Raw genomic sequence first — 18,114 nt, forward strand, 5'->3', positions numbered from 1 at the left:
CCGTCACCGACCCGGTTCCGCTCGAAGACTACGCCGTGATCATGGAGCGGGGAGGCGCGCGGACCGGCGGCCGGGCGCTGCGTAAAGTGCCCGTCATGGAGCAGAACGTGCTGCACAGGGCAGTGGCCGAGGCGTTCACCCGGACCGGGGAGGCCACGCCGCCCTGGCCGGATCCGCACGCCGGACGCGACGCGCGCGAGGAGGAGTACGAGCGGTGCACGCACCCGGAGAAGTACCGCATCCTCGCGGCGCGCGCGGAGGCGTGGACGCGGGCGCTGTGCGAGGGCGCTCTGGCCGTGGCGGAGGAGGCCGACAACCTCGCGGGGCTGTGGCACAAGCCCGGTGACGTGACCGTGGTCGACGCGGTGCGGTTGCGGCCGGTGCGCGCGGACGCCCTGCCGCTCGTCTTCGGATACGCCGCCGTGGACGGGGTGTCGGGAGCGGCTCTCGTGATCGGCGCGGGTGAACCGGCCGTACAGGTGGGCCTGTTGCCCGACTGCGGCTGCGACGCCTGCGACGGCGGCTCCGACGGGCTCCTGGAGGCGGTCGACGAGCTGGTGATGGCGGTGGTGTCCGGCGCGTTCGTGCACGTCGACGCGGGGCGGGGCCGCGAGATCATCGCCACCGGGCAGGACGAGTGGTCGGCGAGCGACTGGGACGACGAGCGGTTCCCGGTCGGGGAGACGCTCGCCGCGGCGCGGGCCGGACGGTCGCCGTACGAGGTCGTGCTCGGTGCGCCCTGGGGACAAGCGGAAGCCTGACTCCCTGATCAGCAATCAGAAAGCGACAGAATCTGACGTCATTATTGTCTCGGTTGTGTTCCGTTCTTAGGGTGGGCGCGGTTCCGCACGAGCTCCCGGCCGGAAGGGCACAGCCATGCCGCACCCGTCCCGCATGTACGTAAGCCGCCGTCGTCTCCTCGAAGCGGGGGCGGCCGTGCTCGGCGCGCTCGCGCTCCCCCAAGTGCTGCCCGGCGCGCGGGCGTTCGGCGCGGGGGGAGGCGTCGTCACCGCGGGCGGCGACGAGTGGAACGGGCACATCGACCTCTTCCGCCTCGGCACCGAGCCCGCCCACACCACACTCATGCCGTACGAAAGCGTCCGGCAGGCGCTCACCGGGGACCGGACGAGATCCCCGTACCGGCAGAGCCTCGACGGGGACTGGAAGTTCGCGTACGTGGAGCGGCCCGCCGACAAGCTCGACGACTTCTACCGCACCGACCTCGACGACTCCGGCTGGGAGACCATCCCGGTCCCGGCGGCCTGGCAGCTGCACGGCCACGACTACCCCATCTACGTCAACATCACCTACCCGTGGTGGGGCGCCAACGGGCTCGGTGAGGAGGCCCAGCCGCCCGCCGCGCCGACCCGGTACAACCCGGTGGGCCAGTACCGGCGCACGTTCACCGTGCCGGGGGGCTGGCGGGAGCGGCGGACCTTCCTGCACTTCGAGGGCGTCAAGGCCGCGCACTACGTGTGGGTGAACGGGCAGCTCGCCGGATACCACGAGGACTCGTACACGCCCGCCGAGTACGACGTCACGCCGTATCTGCGGGACGGCACCAACCACGTCGCCGTCGAGGTCTACCGCTACTCGGACGGCGACTGGCTCCAGGACCAGGACATGATCCGGCTCAGCGGCATCTTCCGGTCCGTGTACCTGTACTCGACGCCCACGGTCCACCTCAGGGACTTCAAGATCGAGACCCCGCTCGGCGACGGCTACACGTCGGCGGAGCTGTCGGTCACGGCCCACGTGCGGGACTACGCGGGCGACGCCGACGGGGCGGCGTACACGGTCGAGACCCAGCTCTACGACGCCGACGGGCACGCCGTCTGGGCCCGGCCGCTGACCGGCTCCGCCGCACTCGACGCGGCGGAAGTCACCGTCGAGGGCGCGAAGTCCGTGCCGTCGCCCCGCCTGTGGTCCGCCGAGGACCCCTACCTCTACACCGCCGTCCTGCGCCTGCGCGACCCGCGCGGGAAGGTCGTCGAGACGCTGTCGCACCGCGTCGGCCTGCGCGAGTTCGCGCTGAAGGACGGCCTCATGCGGATCAACGGACAGCCCGTCTCGCTGCGCGGCACCAACCGCCACGAGATGCACCCGGACCGCGGCTCCGCCCTCAGCCGCGCCGACATGGTCCGCGACATCCGCATCATCAAGCAGCTGAACATCAACTCCGTGCGCACCTCGCACTACCCCAACAACCCGCTCTGGCTCGAACTCGCCGACGAGTACGGCCTCTACCTCGTCGGCGAGACCAACCTGGAGACGCACGGCATCAACGGCTCCTATCCGGGCGACCGCGCCGACTGGACCACCGTGTGCGTGGCCCGCGCGCAGAACATGGTGCACCGCGACAAGAACCACGCCTCCGCCGTCATCTGGTCGCTCGGCAACGAGGCGGGCGGCGGCTCCGCCTTCAAGGCCATGCACGACTGGATCCACGGCTACGACCCGACCCGCGTCATCCACTACGAGGGCGACGACCGGCCGGGCGTCAGCGACATCCGCTCCAAGATGTACGAGTCGCCGAGCCAGGTGGAGGCCCGCGCGAAGGACACCTCCGACACCCGCCCGTACGTGATGGTCGAGTACGCGCACTCGATGGGGAACTCGACCGGCAACTTCAAGGAGTACTGGGACGTCGTACGCCGCCACGACGTCCTCCAGGGCGGCTGGATCTGGGACTTCGTCGACCAGGCCCTGACCTGGCCGGCCCCGGCGCGCACCCTGCTCACCGAGGAGGGGCCCGCCCGCCTCACGGGCCAGATCGTCAACCCGTCGGGCTCGTTCAGCCGCGACAAGGGTGTCTCCGGCGCGACCGTCTTCGCCCGCGACGACCGCCTCGACCTCCGCGGCTCCCTGACCCTCGAAGCGTGGACGACGCCGCACGTGCGCGGCTACGACCAACCGATCCTGGCCAAGGGCGACACCCACTACGCGCTCAAGCAGTCCGGGAAGACCCTCGAGTTCTTCCTCTACGCCGACGGCCAGTGGATCGCGGCGTCCTGGACCACGCCCGACGACGGCTGGACGGGCGTCGAACACCATGTCGCGGGCGTCTTCGACGCGGACAAGGGCACGCTCACCCTGTACGCGGACGGCGTGGCGAGGGCGACGAGGACCACCACGCGCAAGCCGTCCGGCTCCACCGCGCCCCTGTCCCTGGCCGGAGAGGTCGAGAACCCCACGCGCGAACTCAGCGGCACGGTCCGCCGGGCCCGGGTCTACGCCCGCGCGCTGTCCGCCGCCGAACTCGCCGACGACGGGCGCACCCCGGACGGCGAAGGGGTCCGCTTCTGGTTCGACGCCCGCACCGCGGGCCACAAGACGGAGAAGCCGCGGGACAAGACGTTCCCCGCGTACGGCGGCGACTGGGGCGACAACCCCAACGACGGCGCCTTCAGCGGCGACGGCATCGTCCTGCCCGACCGCGGCCACACCGGAAAGGCCGCCGAGGTCAAACGGATCTACCAGACGATCGGCGCGACCCTCCGGGCCGGCGGCGCGGCCGGCGCCGTCACCCTGCACAACGAGAACTTGTTCACCAACCTCCGTGCCTGGCACGGCAACTGGGAGCTGGCCTGCGACGGACAGGTGATCCAGCGCGGCGCACTGAGCCGGGCGCAGCTCGACGTGGCCCCGCTGAGCAGCAAGGCCATCACCGTCCCGGTGCGCCTTCCCGCACATCCGGAGCCCGGCGCCGAGTACTTCCTCCAGCTCTCCTTCACGACCAAGGAGCGCACCCCGTGGGCGGACGAGGGGTTCGAGGTGGCCCGCGTGCAACTGCCGCTGGACGCGGGCAGCCCGGAGGTCGTGCCCGTCCCGCTGTCCGGCGTGCCGCAGCTGTCGTACGACGACGGCGCCTCGGAGATCACCGTCACGGGCCGCAAGGGCCTCAAGGTCGTCGTCGACAAGGCGACCGGGCTCATCACCACGTTCGAGGCGGGCGGCACGAAGCTGCTCGTCACCGGCGCCATCCCGAACTTCTGGCGCGCCCCCACCGACAACGACCACGGCAACGGCCAGCACACCCGCAACCAGACCTGGCGCGACGCGGGCGCCCGGCGCGAGGTCGAGGAGGTGACGGCGCGCCCGCTCGACGGCCGGGCGGTCGTCATCACCGTCAAGGGCACGCTGCCGACGACCACGGCGTCGGCGTACAGCACCACCTACACCGTCTTCGGCAACGGCGAGATCAAGGTCGAGAACACCCTGCACCCGGGCGCCGCGAACCTCCCCTACCTGCCCGAGGTCGGCACCATCCTGCACCTGCCCGCCGCCCTCGACCGCCTGCACCACTACGGCCGCGGCCCCGAAGAGAACCACTGGGACCGCAAGGACGGCACCGACGTGGGCCGCTATTCCTCCACCGTGCGCGACCAGTGGACCCCGTACATCCGGCCGCAGGAGAACGGCAACAAGACGGACGTGCGCTGGGCGGCGCTCACCGACCGGCGCGGCCACGGCCTGCTCGTGTGGGGCGACGGGCTCCTCGAGGTCAACGCCTCCCACTTCACCCCGGAGGACCTGTCCGTCGGCGTCCGCCACGACTACCAGCTCACCCCGCGCGAGGAGGTCGTCCTGCGCGTCAACCACCGGCAGATGGGGGTCGGCGGCGACAACAGCTGGGGCGCGCACACCCACGACGCGTACAAGCTGTTCGCCGACCGGGACTACGCGTACACCTACCGGATGCGACCGATCACGGACGTCGCCGAGGCGCAGCGGGCGGCGCGGCGGCCCACCGGGACGCGGTAGCCGGGGTGTGAGGGAGACTCGGGGTACGCCGCAGCCGTACGGCGTACCCGCCACCCCCTGGAGTTGACGCATGTCCTTCGACATAGCCGCGATCCGCGCCCAGATCCCCGCGCTGGCCTCCGGCTCCGCCCGGTTCGACGCGCCGGGCGGCACACAGGCGCCGCAGCCCGTCATCGACGCCGTCGTGGCGGCACTGACCGGACCCACGGCCAACCGTGGCAGCACCACGGAGGGCGAGCACAACGCCGAGCGCATCGTGGCCGGGGCGCGCGCGGCCCTCGGCGACCTGCTCGGCACCGCGCCCGGCACCGTCGTCTTCGGCCGCAGCGCCACACAGCTCACCTACGACCTGGCCCGGACCCTCGCCAAGACCTGGCGGCCGGGCGACGAGGTCGTGGTGACCCGGCTCGACCACGACTCCAACATCCGGCCCTGGGTGCAGGCCGCCGAAGCGGTCGGCGCGGTCGTGAAGTGGGCCGACTTCGACCCGGCGACGAGCGCGCTGCGCCCCGAGCACCTCGCGGAGCGGCTGTCCGGGCGGACCCGGCTCGTCGCCGTCACCGCCGCCTCCAACCTCACCGGGGCCCGCCCCGACCTGCCCGCCCTCGCGGCGCTCGCGCACGAGGCGGGCGCCCTGTTCCACGTCGACGCCGTCGGCTACGCCTCGCACGCCCTCGTGGACGTGGCGGCCATGGGCGCCGACACGCTCGTCTGCTCGCCGTACAAGTTCCTCGGCCCGCACCTGGGCGTCCTGACCGGCCGGGCCGCACTCCTGGAGTCCCTGCGCCCGGACAAGCTGCTCCCGTCCAGCGACCAGGTGCCCGAGCGCTTCGAACTCGGCACCCTGCCCTACGAGCTGCTGGCCGGGGCGCACGCCGCCGTGGACTTCCTCGCGGACCTCGACCCGGACGCGCGCGGCCGGAGCCGCCGCGAGCGGCTCGTCGCCTCGTTCGCGGCGCTTGAGCAGCACGAACACGCGCTGTCGAAGCGCCTTGCGGACGGGCTCGCCGAGCTGGCGGGCATCACCGTCCACGGCCGCCCCGCGGGATCGACCCCGATCGTGCTGTTCACGGTGGACGGCCACCGCCCCGCCGACGTCGCCCGCCACCTCGCCGCGCACGGCGTCGACGCCCCCGCCGGCTCCTTCTACGCCGTGCACGCCGCGGAGGACCTGGGCCTGGGCGCCGAGGGCGGTGTCCGCGTCGGCTTCGCCCCCTACACCAGCGAGGAGGACGTGGACCGGCTGCTCGCGGCGCTGCGGCTGCTCGGCTGACGGGGCCGGTCCCGCGCGCCCGCGCGTCACGAACGCGTCAGGGCCGCCGCGCCGCGCGTCAGCGTCGCGTCAGGACCGCTCGGGGGACCGGGGCGGGCGGGCATAGCGTCCTCGGCGAGGGCCCGGCCGCACGTCCTGCGGCCGGGCCCCGGACATCGCCGGACCGGCTCGGATCCCGTAGGAGGCAACCCATGGCACCACTCCCGTGCGACGAGGGCGACGAGGACCCCGAACCCCTCGGACGGGTTCCGGCCGGACCGTTGTACGTCCCCGTCCGGCCGGGCCCCTTCGGATACGCCGCCCGCCTCTTCCGCGACCCGCTCGGTGGCCGCACGGCGGTCGGCTTCACCTCCGAGCGGACGCTCGCCGCGACGCTCGGCCCCGGCCAGCCGTGGATCCGGCTCGCCGAACCCGCCCTGCGCGCCCTGACCGGGCCGCTCGGCGTGGCCACCGTCACCGTGGACCCGCAGCTCACCGCCCCGGCCCCGGCGGCGGCCCGTACGTCGGCGCTCTCGTACCGGATCTGCCGTGCCAGGTCGGTGGCGTGATGACGACTCTTCGCGAAACCCCGCTCCGGGCGGCCGGGTCGTCGGTGTGGCCGGCGTCCGCCGCCGAGCCCCGCCCCGGTGACGTGACCGTCGGCGGGGTCGCCCTCGCCGATGTCGCGGACCGGTACTGCACCCCCGTCTACGTGCTCGACGAGGACGAGGTCCGGCGCCGCTGCCGCGCCTACCGGGACGCCTTCCCCGAGGCGGAGATCCACTACGCCGCCAAGGCGTTCCTGTGCCGGGCCATGGTCCACTGGGCGGCGGAGGAGGGGCTCGGCCTCGACGTCTGCTCCGCCGGAGAACTGGAACTGGCGCTTGCCGCCGGATTCCCCGCCGGGCGCATCGTCCTGCACGGCAACGTCAAGACCCCGCACGATCTGAACGCGGCGCTGGAACACGGCGTCGGCCGCGTCGTCATCGACAGCCCCTCCGAGATCGCCCGCATCGCCGCGGCCGTCGGCCCCGACCGCCGCCAGAAGGTCATGGTGCGGATCGTGCCCGGCGTCGGCGCCGGCGGCCACGAGAAGATCCGTACCGGCACCGAGGACCAGAAGTTCGGCCTGTCCCTCTCCGACGGCTACGCGCAGCACGCCATCGCCCGCATCCTCGACCAGCCCCGGCTCGACCTGACGGGCCTCCACTGCCACCTCGGCTCGCAGATCACGGACGTCAAGCCGTACGTGAGCGCCGTGCGCCGCATGGTGGGCCTCATGGCCCGGCTGCGCGCCCAACACGGCGTCACGCTGCGGGAGTTGGACCTCGGCGGCGGTCATGGCATCGCCTACCGTCCCGGTGAGCCCGCCATGGACCTCGCACGGCTCGCGCGCACCGTCCGCGCCGAGCTGAAGGCGGCGTGCGGCGCCGCGGGCCTCCCCGTACCGCGCCTGATCATCGAGCCGGGCCGGGCCATCGCCGGGCCCGCCGGGATCGCGCTGTACCGCGTCGTCGCCGTCAAGCACACGGGCGGGCACACCTTCGTCGCCGTCGACGGCGGTATGAGCGACAACCCGAGGCCCGCGCTGTACGGGGTGCGCTACGCGCCCCGGCTCGTCGGCCGTGCCCCGGGAGCGGACAAGGCCCGGGTCACGGTCGTGGGACGGCACTGCGAGGCGGGGGACGTGGTCGCCGCGGACGTCGAACTGCCCGCCGGCGTACGGGCGGGCGACCTGCTCGCCGTCCCCGTCGCGGGCGCCTACCACCTGTCGATGGCCTCCGGCTACAACATGGTGGGCCGCCCGCCGGTGGTCGCCGTCCGCGACGGGCGGGCCCGTCTCCTGGTCCGCCGCGAGTCCCTGGCGGACCTGCGCGGCCGCGACGTGGGCCTGTAGCCCGCGCCGCGGCCGCGCCCCGGCTCAGCTCGCGGCCGGGCTCAGCTCGCGCTGCAGGAGACGGTGGGCCAGGTGGTGTTGCCGTTGTGCTGGATGGTGACGCCGAAGCTGTTGCCGTTGCCGTTGGGTTTCGCGGTCAGGGTCTGGGAGTTGGGATACGAGGCGGTGATGTTCCAGGTGGAGAGGATCTTGGCGGGGGAGGGGACGTTCATGGTGACGGTCCAGTCGCTGGAGCCGCTGACCGCGACGTTGAGGTTGTAGCGGTCGCTCCATGACTGTCCGGCGGAGAGGGTGGCCGTGCACGAGCCGCCCCCACCGCCGCCGCCCCCGTCCGATCCGCCGTCGGGGGCCACCGCGCGGCCGGTGGTCGGCGAGATCATGCCGGCGCACAGGCCGCGCGCGGCGAGGCCCTGCGCGATCCGCGGGATCGCGGCGAGCGTGTTGGCGGGCCAGTCGTGCATGAGGATGACCTGGCCGTTGGTGAGCCGGCCCGCGGCCGCGACGATCGCGTCGGTACTCGCGTTGTTCCAGTCCTGCGAGTCGACGTCCCAGATGATCTCCTTCAGGCCGTACTTGGCCTCGACCGCGCGCACCGTCGCGTTGGTCTCGCCGTACGGCGGCCGGAACAGCTTCGGTGTGCCGCCACCGGCGTTGGCGATGGCCTGCTGGGTGCGGGAGATCTCCGAGTCGATCTGCGCCTGCCCGAGCGTGGTCAGGTGCGGGTGCGTGTAACTGTGGTTGCCGACCCACATTCCGGCGCTGACCTGCGCCCGCACCTGGGCCGGGTTGGCGGCGGCGTACTGGCCCTCGTTGAACATCGTGGCCCGCAGCCCGTTCTGCTTCAGCGCGTTGAGCAGGGCCGGGGTGGTGCCGGACGGGCCGTCGTCGAAGGTGAGCCCGACGTAACCGGTGCAGGCGGCGGCCTGCGCGGGCGCGGCGGGGTGGACGGCGAGCGTGCCGGCGGCGGCCATGGCGACGACGGCCGTTCTCGCGAGCAGGGAACGTGCGCGCATGGGGGTGTGCTCCTTCGCCATCGAGGGGACGGGGGTCAGCTCGCGCTGCAGGAGACGGTCGGCCAGGTGGTGTTGCCGTTGTGCTGGATGGTGACCCCGAAGTTGTTGCCGCTGCCGTTGGGTTTCGCGGTCAGCGTCTGGGCGTTGGGGTAGCTCGCGGCGATGTTCCAGGTGGAGAGGATCTTCGCGGGGGAGGGGACGTTCATGGTGACGGTCCAGTCGCTGGAGCCGCTGACCGCGACGTCGAGGTTGTAGCGGTCGCTCCACGACTGGCCGGCGGAGAGGGTGGCGTTGCACGAGCCGCCTCCGCCGCCTCCGCCCCCGCCGCCCGAACCGGTCCCGCCGACCGTGATGTTGGAGCTGCCGCTGCTCTGGTAGCCCTCGGTCGCCATGATCATGTAGTAGTTGAAGCTGCCGAGGGGCATGCCCGCGCGGGCCCACGCGTCGAAGTGGTTCCCGGTGGTGATGGTGCCGCCCGTCCGCTTGGACTGCCGGACGCTCCAGTACTGGTCGAAGGTCTTGGTGCCCTCGACGGACGGCGCGTTGTACCGCGTCGTCTTGTAGATGTCGTACGTGCCGCCGTCGGTGGTGACGGTGCCCTTGTACGTGCCCGTGGGCCGGTAGGTGCCCCAGTTGTCGACGATGTAGTACTCGACGAGCGGGTTCGACGTCCAGCCGTACAGCGCCAGGTAGGCGTTGCCGGACGGGTTGAAGCTCCCCGAGTACGTCACGCTCCTGCGCCCGCCGTTGGCCCAGCCCTTGCCCGCGACGAAGTTCCCGGTGTTCCTCCATGAGGTGCTGTAGTTGCCGCCGGAGCCCAGGTTCATGGAGACCGTGCCGGGGGCGTCGGTCCAGAACGAGTAGTAGTACCCGTTGTTCGTGCCGGTCTGGTTCGTGGTGACGGTCGTGTCGGCGCGCGCGGTGCCGGGCAGGGCCAGCGCGGCGACGGCGACCAGCAGCGCGGCGCAGACAGTGCTGATGAGCAGCCTGAACCGGTGCGCGGGGGTGTCGTTCATGTGCGTGCCTCCTCTTCTGCCTCGTGCTCTTGCTCGTGACGGCGACAGCTTTGATCTGGCCCTGCCAACTGTCAAGAGTTTCGGTAAGGATTGCGAAACAAGGATTTAACGAGCGACCAGCGCACGGAACGCGTTTCGCGCGCGTGATCCGCGCTCAAGGCGAGGGCCTGCGGTGTTCTTCCGCTTCGAAAGTTTCGGCGAAGTTTCGCTGTCTTTCGGTCCTTCGTGAAGGCGGCCGGGCTCGCCCGAACGGATCACCCGGCGCGCCCTCCGCCGCCCCCGCCGCTGAAATGGACGCGTGCCCACCACGCCGCCGGACGACTGCCTCGCACGCAACGACTGGATCTGCGGCGCCTACCTGAGCACGCGCCGGCACATCCTGTTCGACGCCGTCGTGCAGCATCTGCAGATCACCGTGATCGCCGTGGCGATCGCCCTCGTCGTCGCCGTACCACTGGCCGTCGTCGCCCGGCGGTGGGGATGGGCGGCAGGTCCCGTGCTCGCCCTGACCACCGTGCTCTACACGATCCCGTCGCTCGCCATGTTCTCGCTGCTGCTGCCCGCCTACGGGCTCTCCGCCACGCTCGTCACCGCCGGGCTCGTGCTGTACTCGCTCACCCTGCTCGTCCGGAACATCCTCGCCGGGCTGCGCGCCGTGCCCGAGGAGACCCGGCAGGCCGCGCGCGGCATGGGCTACGGCCCGGTCCGGCTGCTGCTCACCGTCGAACTGCCCCTCGCCCTGCCCGCCGCCATGGCGGGGCTGCGCATCGCGACCGTCTCCGCCGTCTCCCTGGTGACCATCGGCGCCATCGTCGGCCACGGCGGTCTCGGCAACCTGATCTACGCGGGTATGAACACGTATTTCAAGGCGCAAGTCCTGACCGCGTCCGTCCTGTGTGTCGTCATCGCGGTCGTCGCCGACCTGGTGCTCCTGGGCGTGGGGCGCCTGCTCACCCCCTGGACGAGAGCGAGCCGCGCGTGAAGACCCTGACCGACGCCTGGAACTGGCTCGCCGACTCCGCGCACTGGTCCGGCGACGACGGCATCTGGCACCGGCTCACCCAGCACCTCGTCCTCACCCTCGTCTGCCTCGTCATCAGCTGTCTGATCGCCCTGCCGATCGCCCTCGTCCTCGGCCACCTCGGCAAGGGCGGCGCGCTCGCCGTCAACCTCTCCAACGTCGGCCGGGCCGTCCCCACCTTCGCCGTCCTCGTCCTGCTGCTCCTCACCCCGCTCGGGCAGTACGGGGAAGGGCCCACCGTCGTCGCCCTCGTCCTGTTCGCCGTGCCGCCGCTGCTCACCAACGCGTACGTCGGGATGCGCGGCGTCGACCGGGAGACCGTGCGGGCCGCGCGCGGAATGGGCATGACCGGACGGCAGATGCTCCTGAAGGTGGAGGCGCCGCTCGCGCTGCCGATGATCTTCAACGGGGTGCGGATCGCCGCCGTGCAGCTCGTCGCCACCGCCACCATCGCCGCGCTCGCGGGCGGCGGCGGGCTCGGGCGGATCATCACCGCCGGGTTCAACCTCGCCAGCACCCCGCAGGTCGTCGCGGGCGCCGTGCTCGTCGCCGTCTTCGCGCTCGTCGTCGAAGGGCTCTTCGAGATCGCCGAACGGTGCGCCCCGTCCTGGGCGCGGGGGAGCGCCGGATGAGCGCCCCCGTCCGCCGACGCGCGGCGCTCCTCGGGGCCGCGCTCCTCCTCACCGGGTGCGCCACCGGGCCGTCCCTGGAGAACCGGGGCGAGGTGACCGCGCCGCCCGGCGACAGCAAGCACCTCGTCATCGGGTCCGCCGGGTTCACCGAGAGCGACCTGCTCGCGACCATGTACTCACTGCTGCTCAAGGACGCCGGGTACGGGACCGAGATCCTCTCCGTCGCCAACCGCGAGCTGTACGAACCCGCCCTGGAATCGGGCCAGATCGACGTCGTCCCCGAGTACGCCGCCACGTTCGCCGACTGGCTGGGCGCCAAGACCCACGGCGCCGACGCCGACCCCGTCGGCTCGCCCGACCTCGACGCCACCGTGAAGGCGCTGCGCACGCTCGCCCGGCCGCGAGGCCTCGTCGTCCTCGACCCCGGCAAGGCCGTCGACCAGAACGCCTTCGCCGTCACCCGCTCCTACGCCGCCGCACACCGGCTGAAGACCCTCAGCGACCTCGGCGCCTCCGGCCAGAAGGTACGGCTGGCCGCCGGGGACGAATGCGTGCAACGCCCGTACTGCGCACCCGGCCTGAAGAAGGTCTACGGGATCGACGTCACCGGCGTCGACCCGAAGGGCGTCGGCACCACCCAGTCCAAGAAGGCCGTGCAGAACGGGCAGGACCAGATGGTGCTGACGACGACCACCGACGCCACGCTCGCCGCGTTCGGGCTCGTCCTGCTCACCGACGACAAGAAGCTCCAGAACGCCGACTACATCGTGCCCGTCGTGAACAGGTCGCAGGCGGGCAGCGAGAAGGTCGCGGGGGCGCTCGGGGCGCTCAACCCCGTCCTCACCACCGCGGATCTGGCCGCCATGAACCAGCAGGTCGACAGCTGGCGGCGGCTTCCCGAGGACGTCGCCCGCACCTACCTGCGCGACAAGGGGCTGCTGAAGTAGGCCGGTACAGGAGGGTGTGCCGGGGCCGGAGAGCGGGAAAGTGGAGCGCTTGCGGCGGACCCACCGAACAGGACCGGCCATGGAACCGAACGCCTTCGACACCCTGGTGCCCGCGAACCCGCCCGCCCATGCGGTAATCGTCATCGGCGCGGGTGTGCTCGGCGCGTGCGTCGCCCACCACCTCGCCCGGCAGGGCGCCCGGGTCGTCGTCCTGGACGAGGCCGGGCGGCCCGCGTCCGGGACCTCCGGCGCCACGTTCTCCGCGGACGTCACCCATCTGAAGACCCCGTACGCCTACTACCGGCTCAACCGGCAGGGCGCCGAGGAGCACCGCCTGCTCTCCGCGACGCTCGAAGGGCCCGCCTGGCTCCACCCCGCGCCCGTCGTGCAGTGGGCCGAGGGCGACGCGGCCCACCGGGCGCTGCGTGAACGCGTCCTGCGCGCCCGGGGCTGGGGCCACGACTGCCGCCTCGCCCCGGCGTCCGCGCTCCGCGACCTCGCGCCCGCCGTCGACCCCGCGGCCTGCGCCGCCGACGAGATCGCGGTGTACGACGGCACCGCCTGGTACGACGCGCCGCGCTTCGTGCGCGCCCTCCTCGACGCCGCCGTGCAGGACGGCGCCGAGACGCACTACGGGGTCGCCGTCACCGGACTCGTCCGGGCCGGCGACGGGCGGGTCACCGGGGTCACGGCCGGCCCCCGCTCCTGGCGCGCCGACACCGTCGTGAACTGCGCGGGCCCCGCGGCCGACCGGATCGCCGCACTCGCCGGAGTACGGCTGCCCCTGCGCCAGGTGCCGGGGCTCCTCGCCGAGAGCGCGCCGCTGCCCGGACCGCCGCTCGCCGCGATCGTCGTCGCCCCGGGCGTCGATCTGCGGCCCACACCGGAGGGCGGCGTCCTCGCCCTGTCCTGGGAGATCGACGCACGCCTCGACGCCACGGCCGACCCGCGCGGACCGGCCGCTCTCGACGGGCTGCCCCGGGAACTGCACCGGCGCGCCCGAACCGTCCTGCCGGGTCTCGCCCGCACCGGGATCGCGGACGCCAGGATCGGCGTACGGCCCATCCCGGCCGACGGGCTGCCGCTGGCCGGCGCGGTCGCGTCGGCGCCCGGCCTCTACCACCTCGTCTCGCACAGCGCGGTGACGCTGGCCCCGGTCCTCGGCCGGCTCGCCGCGCGCGAGATCGTCACCGGCCGCCCCGCCGCGGAACTCGCCCCGTACCGCCCCGACCGGGCCGTTCCCGACTCCGTACAGGACGACAACCTGCGCGTCATGAACGGGCGGCGCCAAGAGGACCGGCGGGACCTTCGAAAGACGCGCTAGGCGTCGGAGACCGAGTCGAACTCCACCTCGTCGCGGCTCACACCCTGCGCGTCCGCGTCGACCGAGCGGCGCAGCGCCTCGTGGAGCTTGGCCGGGGTGAGGACGCCGAGGAAGCGGGCGCCGTCGAGGACCGCGACCCAGCCCGCGTCGTGCTGGAGCATCACCCCGAACGCCTGCTTGAGCGGGGCGCCGACCGGGACCCAGGCGTTCATCCGGTGCGCGAGATCGCCGACCCGGCCGTCCGGGCCCGCCAGGGCCGCCTCGTCGACGCCGATCCAGCCGTGCAGATCACCGCTCTCGTCCAGGACCACCGCCCAGCGCGCCCCCTCCGCGCGCATCAAGGCCGCAGCCTGCGCGGCGGACGCGTCGAGGCGGACCACGGCCGGCTGCTCCAGGTCGTCCGGCTCGATCGCGGTGACCGACAGCCGCTTCAGGCCACGGTCCGCGCCGACGAACTCGGCGACGTACGGCGTCGCGGGCGTGCCCAGCACCGCGCCCGGCGTGTCGTACTGCTCGATGCGGCCCTGCCCGTACACCGCGATCCGGTCGCCGAGCCGGACCGCCTCCTCGATGTCGTGCGTGACGAGCAGCACCGTCTTGCGCACCGCCGCCTGCATCCGCAGGAACTCCTCCTGCAACTGCTCGCGCACCACCGGGTCGACCGCGCCGAACGGCTCGTCCATCAGGAGCACCGGGGGATCGGCGGCCAGCGCCCGCGCGACACCCACCCGCTGACGCTGCCCGCCGGAGAGCTGCTCCGGATAGCGGTCCCCGAACGTCTTCGGGTCCAGGCCCACCAGATCGAGCAGCTCGGCGGCGCGCGCCCGCGCCTTCGCCTTCTTCCAGCCGATCAGCGCGGGCACGGTCGCCGTGTTGTCGAGCACCGTGCGGTGCGGGAAGAGGCCGACCTGCTGGATGACGTAGCCGATGCGGCGGCGCAGCTTCACCGGGTCGAGCGCGGAGATGTCCTCGCCGTCGACGTAGATGCGGCCCGACGTCGGCTCGATGAGCCGGTTGACCATCATCATCGTCGTGGTCTTGCCGCAGCCGGACGGGCCGACGAGCGTGACCAGTTCGCCCTCGGCGACCTCGAAGGAGAGGCCGTCCACCGCCGTCGTGCCGTCCGCGTACCGCTTGGTGACCTGATCGAACCGGATCATGGACTCAACGTAACCGCGCGGGTCACTCCGCGCTCACCAGAACCACCTCCAGGGTGCGCGGACCGTGCACCCCCTCGACCCGGTCGAGTTCGATGTCGCTGGTGGCGGACGGGCCCGAGATCCAGGTGAGCGGACGGCGCGGATCGAGCCGTCCGAGGGCCTGCGGAACGGACGACACGACCTGCTCGGGCACGCGCACCACGCAGATGTGGTGGTCGGGCACGAGGGTGATGCGGCGCCTGCCCTGGTCGGGCGAGCCGTCGAGGACGAGCGTCCCGGTCTCGGCGACGGCGACCGCGCAGGCGGTGACGACGCTGTCGACTCCGTCGAGTTCGGCGGGGGTGTTCGCGGCCGCGTCGATCACCCGGGTGGCGTCGGCGCCGGACAGCCAGGCGTCCGGGAGCCCGGCCGGTGTCACCACCGAGCGCGAGCCGTGCTCGGAGAGCAGCCGGGCCACGGTCGCCGCCAGCTCCCCGGCCCGGCACCGGTGCACCAGCGCCCGGTAGTCCGCCAGGTTCTCGGCGAGCAGGTCGACCGTCCCGGCGACATTCCGCCGCCCGTGCTCGCGCAGATAGTCCCGCTCGATGTCCGTGGCGTACGACGCCGGGGCCCCGCCCCGCCCGTCGCCGAGCGCGCGCCGCACCCGGCCCAGGATCACGTCCCTGCCGCTCACGCCGGTCATCCCGGTCACTTGGAGCCGTCCTTTCCGCCGTTCGTCCGCTGCCACCAGTCGCGGAACGGTTCCGCGGGCACCTTCGGCAGATCGCGGGTCGCCGTCCACGCCCGGCCAGGACCCGGCACCGTACGCGGATGGAAGCGGCGGGTGCGCGAGGCCAGGCGCTGGCCGGTGCCGAGCGCCGCCGGGTGGGTGAACGCCCAGCGGGCCGCGCGCATCGCGGCGCGCTCCGCCGCGTGCCCCTTGGCCGGTTTCAGGGTCACTTTCGCGCCGCGCCGGACCGCGTCGCCGCCCTGCACGACCCGTTCCCGCAAGTGCACGAGGACCTCGGGGATGTCGATGGCGACGGGGCACACCTCGTAGCAGGCGCCGCACAGCGAGGACGCGTAGGGGAGCGAGGCGTCGATCTCGCTCGCCGTGCCCCGGAGTTGGGGGCTGAGGATGGCGCCGATCGGGCCCGGATAGACGGAGCCGTAGGCGTGACCGCCGGCCCGCTCGTACACCGGGCAGACGTTCAGACAGGCCGAGCAGCGGATGCAGCGCAGCGCCTGGCGGCCCACCTCGTCGGCGAGGGTGTCGGTGCGGCCGTTGTCGAGGAGCACGAGGTGGAAGGTGCGCGGACCGTCGGAGTCGGTGGTGCCGGTCCAGGTCGAGGTGTACGGGTTCATCCGCTCGGCCGTCGAGGAGCGCGGCAGCGTCTGGAGGAACACCTCCAGGTCCTGCCAGCTCGGCACGATCTTCTCGATGCCGACGACCGAGATCAGCGTCTCGGGCAGCGTCAGGCACATCCGGCCGTTGCCCTCGGACTCGACGACGACGAGGGTGCCGGTCTCGGCGACCATGAAGTTCGCCCCCGAGATCCCGACCTTGGCGCGCAGGAACTTCTCGCGCAGGTGGAGGCGGGCGGCCTCGGCGAGTTCGGCGGGGGTGTCCGTGAGCCCTTCGGGGGCCGGGCGGCCCCACGCGCCCATCTCCTTCTCGAAGATGGCGCGGATCTCGCCGCGGTTGCGGTGGATGGCGGGGACGAGGATGTGCGAAGGGCGGTCCTTGCCGAGCTGCACGATGAGTTCGGCGAGGTCGGTCTCGTACGCGGCGATCCCGGCTTCCTCGAGCGCTTCGTTGAGGCCGATCTCCTGCGTCGCCATCGACTTGACCTTCACGACCTCCGACTCGCCCGTCTCCTTGACGAGCCGGGTCACGATCCGGTTGGCCTCGTCGGCGTCGGCGGCCCAGTGCACGGTGCCGCCCGCCGCCGTCACCGCCTCCTCCAGCTGGACCAGGTAGTGGTCGAGGTGGCGGAGCGTGTGGTCCTTGATCTGCTTGCCCGCCTCGCGCAGCCGCGCCCAGTCGTCCAGCTCGGCGACGGCGCGGGCGCGCTTGTCGCGGATGGTGTGGGTGGCGTGCCGTAGGTTGGCGCGCAGGGTCGTGTTCCGTACGGCGTCGTGCGCGGCCTTCGGGAAGGCGGGCATCCCTACGAAGGTGCCGCTCGTGCCGGTCGTGCCGCTCGTACCGCGCGTGCCGGTCGTGCCGCTCATGCCAGGGGCTCCTCTTCCGTGCTCGCCAGGATCTCCGCGATGTGGACCGGCCGCAGCTCCGTGCGCAGGCGGCTCATCGTGCCGCCGATGTGCATCAGGCAGGAGTTGTCGGCGGCGCAGAGCACGTCCGCGCCCGTCGACTCCGCGTTGCGGACCTTGTCGGCGCCCATAGCCGCCGACACGTCGGCGTTCTTCACGGCGAACGTGCCGCCGAAGCCGCAACACTCCTGCGCGCCCGGCAGCTCGACCAGCTCCAGGCCCCTGACCGCGCCGAGGAGCCGGGTGGGGCGGTCGCCGAGGCCGAGGGAGCGCAGGCCGTGGCAGGTCGGGTGGTAGGTCACCTTGTGCGGGTAGTACGCGCCGACGTCCGTCACCTTCAACACGTCGACCAGGAACTCCGTCAGCTCGTACGTCTTCGGGACGACCGGGGCGAGCGTCGTGGCGAGGCCGTCGCCGCGGCCCTCGGCGCGGGCCCGCTCACCCATGCGCGGATACAGCTCGCGCACCATCGCCGCGCACGAACCGGACGGCGTGACGATCGCGTCGTACGCGCCCGAACCGATCCCGGGGCCGAAGACATCGGAGTAGTGGCGGGCGAGCGGTTCGGCCTCGTGGCGATAGCCGGTGTTGTAGTGGGCCTGGCCGCAACACGTCTGGGCCGCCGGGAAGTCCACCTCCACGCCCAGCCTGGTCAGCAACTTCACCACGGCACGGCCCGTGTCGGGGTAGAGCGTGTCGTTGACACAGGTCAGGAAGAGCGCGACACGCATCGTGGCCCCTTCGGTTCGTTCGGTTGGGTCGGTTGGGTCGGTTGGGTCGGGTCGTTCGGGTCGGAAGGCCGGGGGCCGGCGGGTCGGCCGGTCGGTCATCGGACGGG

The 18,114-nt window shown here is 72.7% G+C and carries 15 protein-coding genes; 9 read left to right on the forward strand and 6 right to left on the reverse strand.

Annotation, left to right across the window (positions count from 1 at the left end; translation table 11 throughout):
• Window positions 1-95: 95 nt before the first annotated feature.
• From C1N81_RS38300 to lysA, 5 genes are all read left to right on the forward strand, one after another.
• Window positions 96-761, forward strand: a complete 666-nt coding sequence (locus C1N81_RS38300; RefSeq protein WP_394435990.1) for a DUF6226 family protein — start codon at window positions 96-98, stop codon at window positions 759-761.
• A gap of 115 nt (window positions 762-876) precedes the next feature.
• Window positions 877-4,764, forward strand: a complete 3,888-nt coding sequence (locus C1N81_RS38305; protein WP_394435991.1) for a glycoside hydrolase family 2 TIM barrel-domain containing protein — start codon at window positions 877-879, stop codon at window positions 4,762-4,764.
• 70 nt (window positions 4,765-4,834) lie between these two features.
• Window positions 4,835-6,037 carry a cysteine desulfurase-like protein gene (locus tag C1N81_RS38310; protein ID WP_394435992.1) on the forward strand — a complete coding sequence of 401 codons (1,203 nt, stop codon included), beginning with the start codon at window positions 4,835-4,837 and terminating at the stop codon, window positions 6,035-6,037.
• A gap of 191 nt (window positions 6,038-6,228) precedes the next feature.
• Window positions 6,229-6,585: an SAV_915 family protein gene (locus C1N81_RS38315; RefSeq protein WP_394435993.1), complete on the forward strand. Its 357-nt coding sequence runs from the start codon at window positions 6,229-6,231 to the stop codon at window positions 6,583-6,585.
• Complete coding sequence (gene lysA / locus C1N81_RS38320) at window positions 6,585-7,913, forward strand: diaminopimelate decarboxylase (RefSeq protein WP_394435994.1); 1,329 nt, start codon at window positions 6,585-6,587, stop codon at window positions 7,911-7,913. Before C1N81_RS38315 ends, lysA begins: the two co-directional genes overlap by 1 nt.
• Window positions 7,914-7,954: 41 nt before the next feature.
• On the opposite strand, the gene C1N81_RS38325 is transcribed toward lysA, so the two are convergent.
• Both C1N81_RS38325 and C1N81_RS38330 read right to left on the reverse strand, forming a co-directional pair.
• Complete coding sequence (locus C1N81_RS38325; protein ID WP_394435995.1) at window positions 7,955-8,926, reverse strand: polysaccharide deacetylase family protein; 972 nt, start codon at window positions 8,924-8,926, stop codon at window positions 7,955-7,957.
• Between the two features lie 35 nt (window positions 8,927-8,961).
• Window positions 8,962-9,942 carry a glycoside hydrolase family 11 protein gene (locus C1N81_RS38330; RefSeq protein ID WP_394435996.1) on the reverse strand — a complete coding sequence of 327 codons (981 nt, stop codon included), beginning with the start codon at window positions 9,940-9,942 and terminating at the stop codon, window positions 8,962-8,964.
• Window positions 9,943-10,240: 298 nt separating this feature from the next.
• Here C1N81_RS38330 and C1N81_RS38335 point away from each other — a divergent pair, with 298 nt between their 5' ends.
• The 4 genes from C1N81_RS38335 to C1N81_RS38350 all read left to right on the forward strand — a co-directional run bounded on the left by C1N81_RS38335 (window position 10,241) and on the right by C1N81_RS38350 (window position 13,866).
• Window positions 10,241-10,924, forward strand: coding sequence for an ABC transporter permease (locus C1N81_RS38335; protein WP_394435997.1), 684 nt, complete (start codon window positions 10,241-10,243; stop codon window positions 10,922-10,924).
• Entirely contained in the window at window positions 10,921-11,595 is a 675-nt protein-coding gene (locus C1N81_RS38340) for an ABC transporter permease (protein ID WP_394435998.1), read from the forward strand. Before C1N81_RS38335 ends, C1N81_RS38340 begins: the two co-directional genes overlap by 4 nt.
• Window positions 11,592-12,542 carry an ABC transporter substrate-binding protein gene (locus tag C1N81_RS38345; protein ID WP_394435999.1) on the forward strand — a complete coding sequence of 317 codons (951 nt, stop codon included), beginning with the start codon at window positions 11,592-11,594 and terminating at the stop codon, window positions 12,540-12,542. Before C1N81_RS38340 ends, C1N81_RS38345 begins: the two co-directional genes overlap by 4 nt.
• A 79-nt stretch (window positions 12,543-12,621) precedes the next feature.
• Window positions 12,622-13,866, forward strand: a complete 1,245-nt coding sequence (locus C1N81_RS38350; protein WP_394436000.1) for an NAD(P)/FAD-dependent oxidoreductase — start codon at window positions 12,622-12,624, stop codon at window positions 13,864-13,866.
• Here the strand turns inward: C1N81_RS38350 and C1N81_RS38355 are convergent.
• From C1N81_RS38355 to C1N81_RS38370, 4 genes are read right to left on the reverse strand one after another with little or no spacing between them, the layout of a single operon-like run.
• Window positions 13,863-15,026: an ABC transporter ATP-binding protein gene (locus C1N81_RS38355; RefSeq protein ID WP_394436001.1), complete on the reverse strand. Its 1,164-nt coding sequence runs from the start codon at window positions 15,024-15,026 to the stop codon at window positions 13,863-13,865. The genes C1N81_RS38350 and C1N81_RS38355 overlap by 4 nt on opposite strands.
• A 22-nt stretch (window positions 15,027-15,048) precedes the next feature.
• Window positions 15,049-15,708 (reverse strand): LutC/YkgG family protein, encoded by a 660-nt coding sequence (locus C1N81_RS38360; RefSeq protein ID WP_394438515.1) that lies wholly within the window; start codon window positions 15,706-15,708, stop codon window positions 15,049-15,051.
• 5 nt (window positions 15,709-15,713) lie between these two features.
• The gene (locus tag C1N81_RS38365; RefSeq protein ID WP_394436002.1) at window positions 15,714-17,237 is read right to left on the reverse strand and encodes a LutB/LldF family L-lactate oxidation iron-sulfur protein; all 1,524 of its coding nucleotides are present in this window, start codon (window positions 17,235-17,237) and stop codon (window positions 15,714-15,716) included.
• Entirely contained in the window at window positions 17,234-18,007 is a 774-nt protein-coding gene (locus C1N81_RS38370) for a (Fe-S)-binding protein (RefSeq protein ID WP_394436003.1), read from the reverse strand. Before C1N81_RS38370 ends, C1N81_RS38365 begins: the two co-directional genes overlap by 4 nt.
• Between the last annotated feature and the right edge of the window lie 107 nt (window positions 18,008-18,114).

This window comes from Streptomyces sp. SGAir0957 (assembly GCF_043523415.1).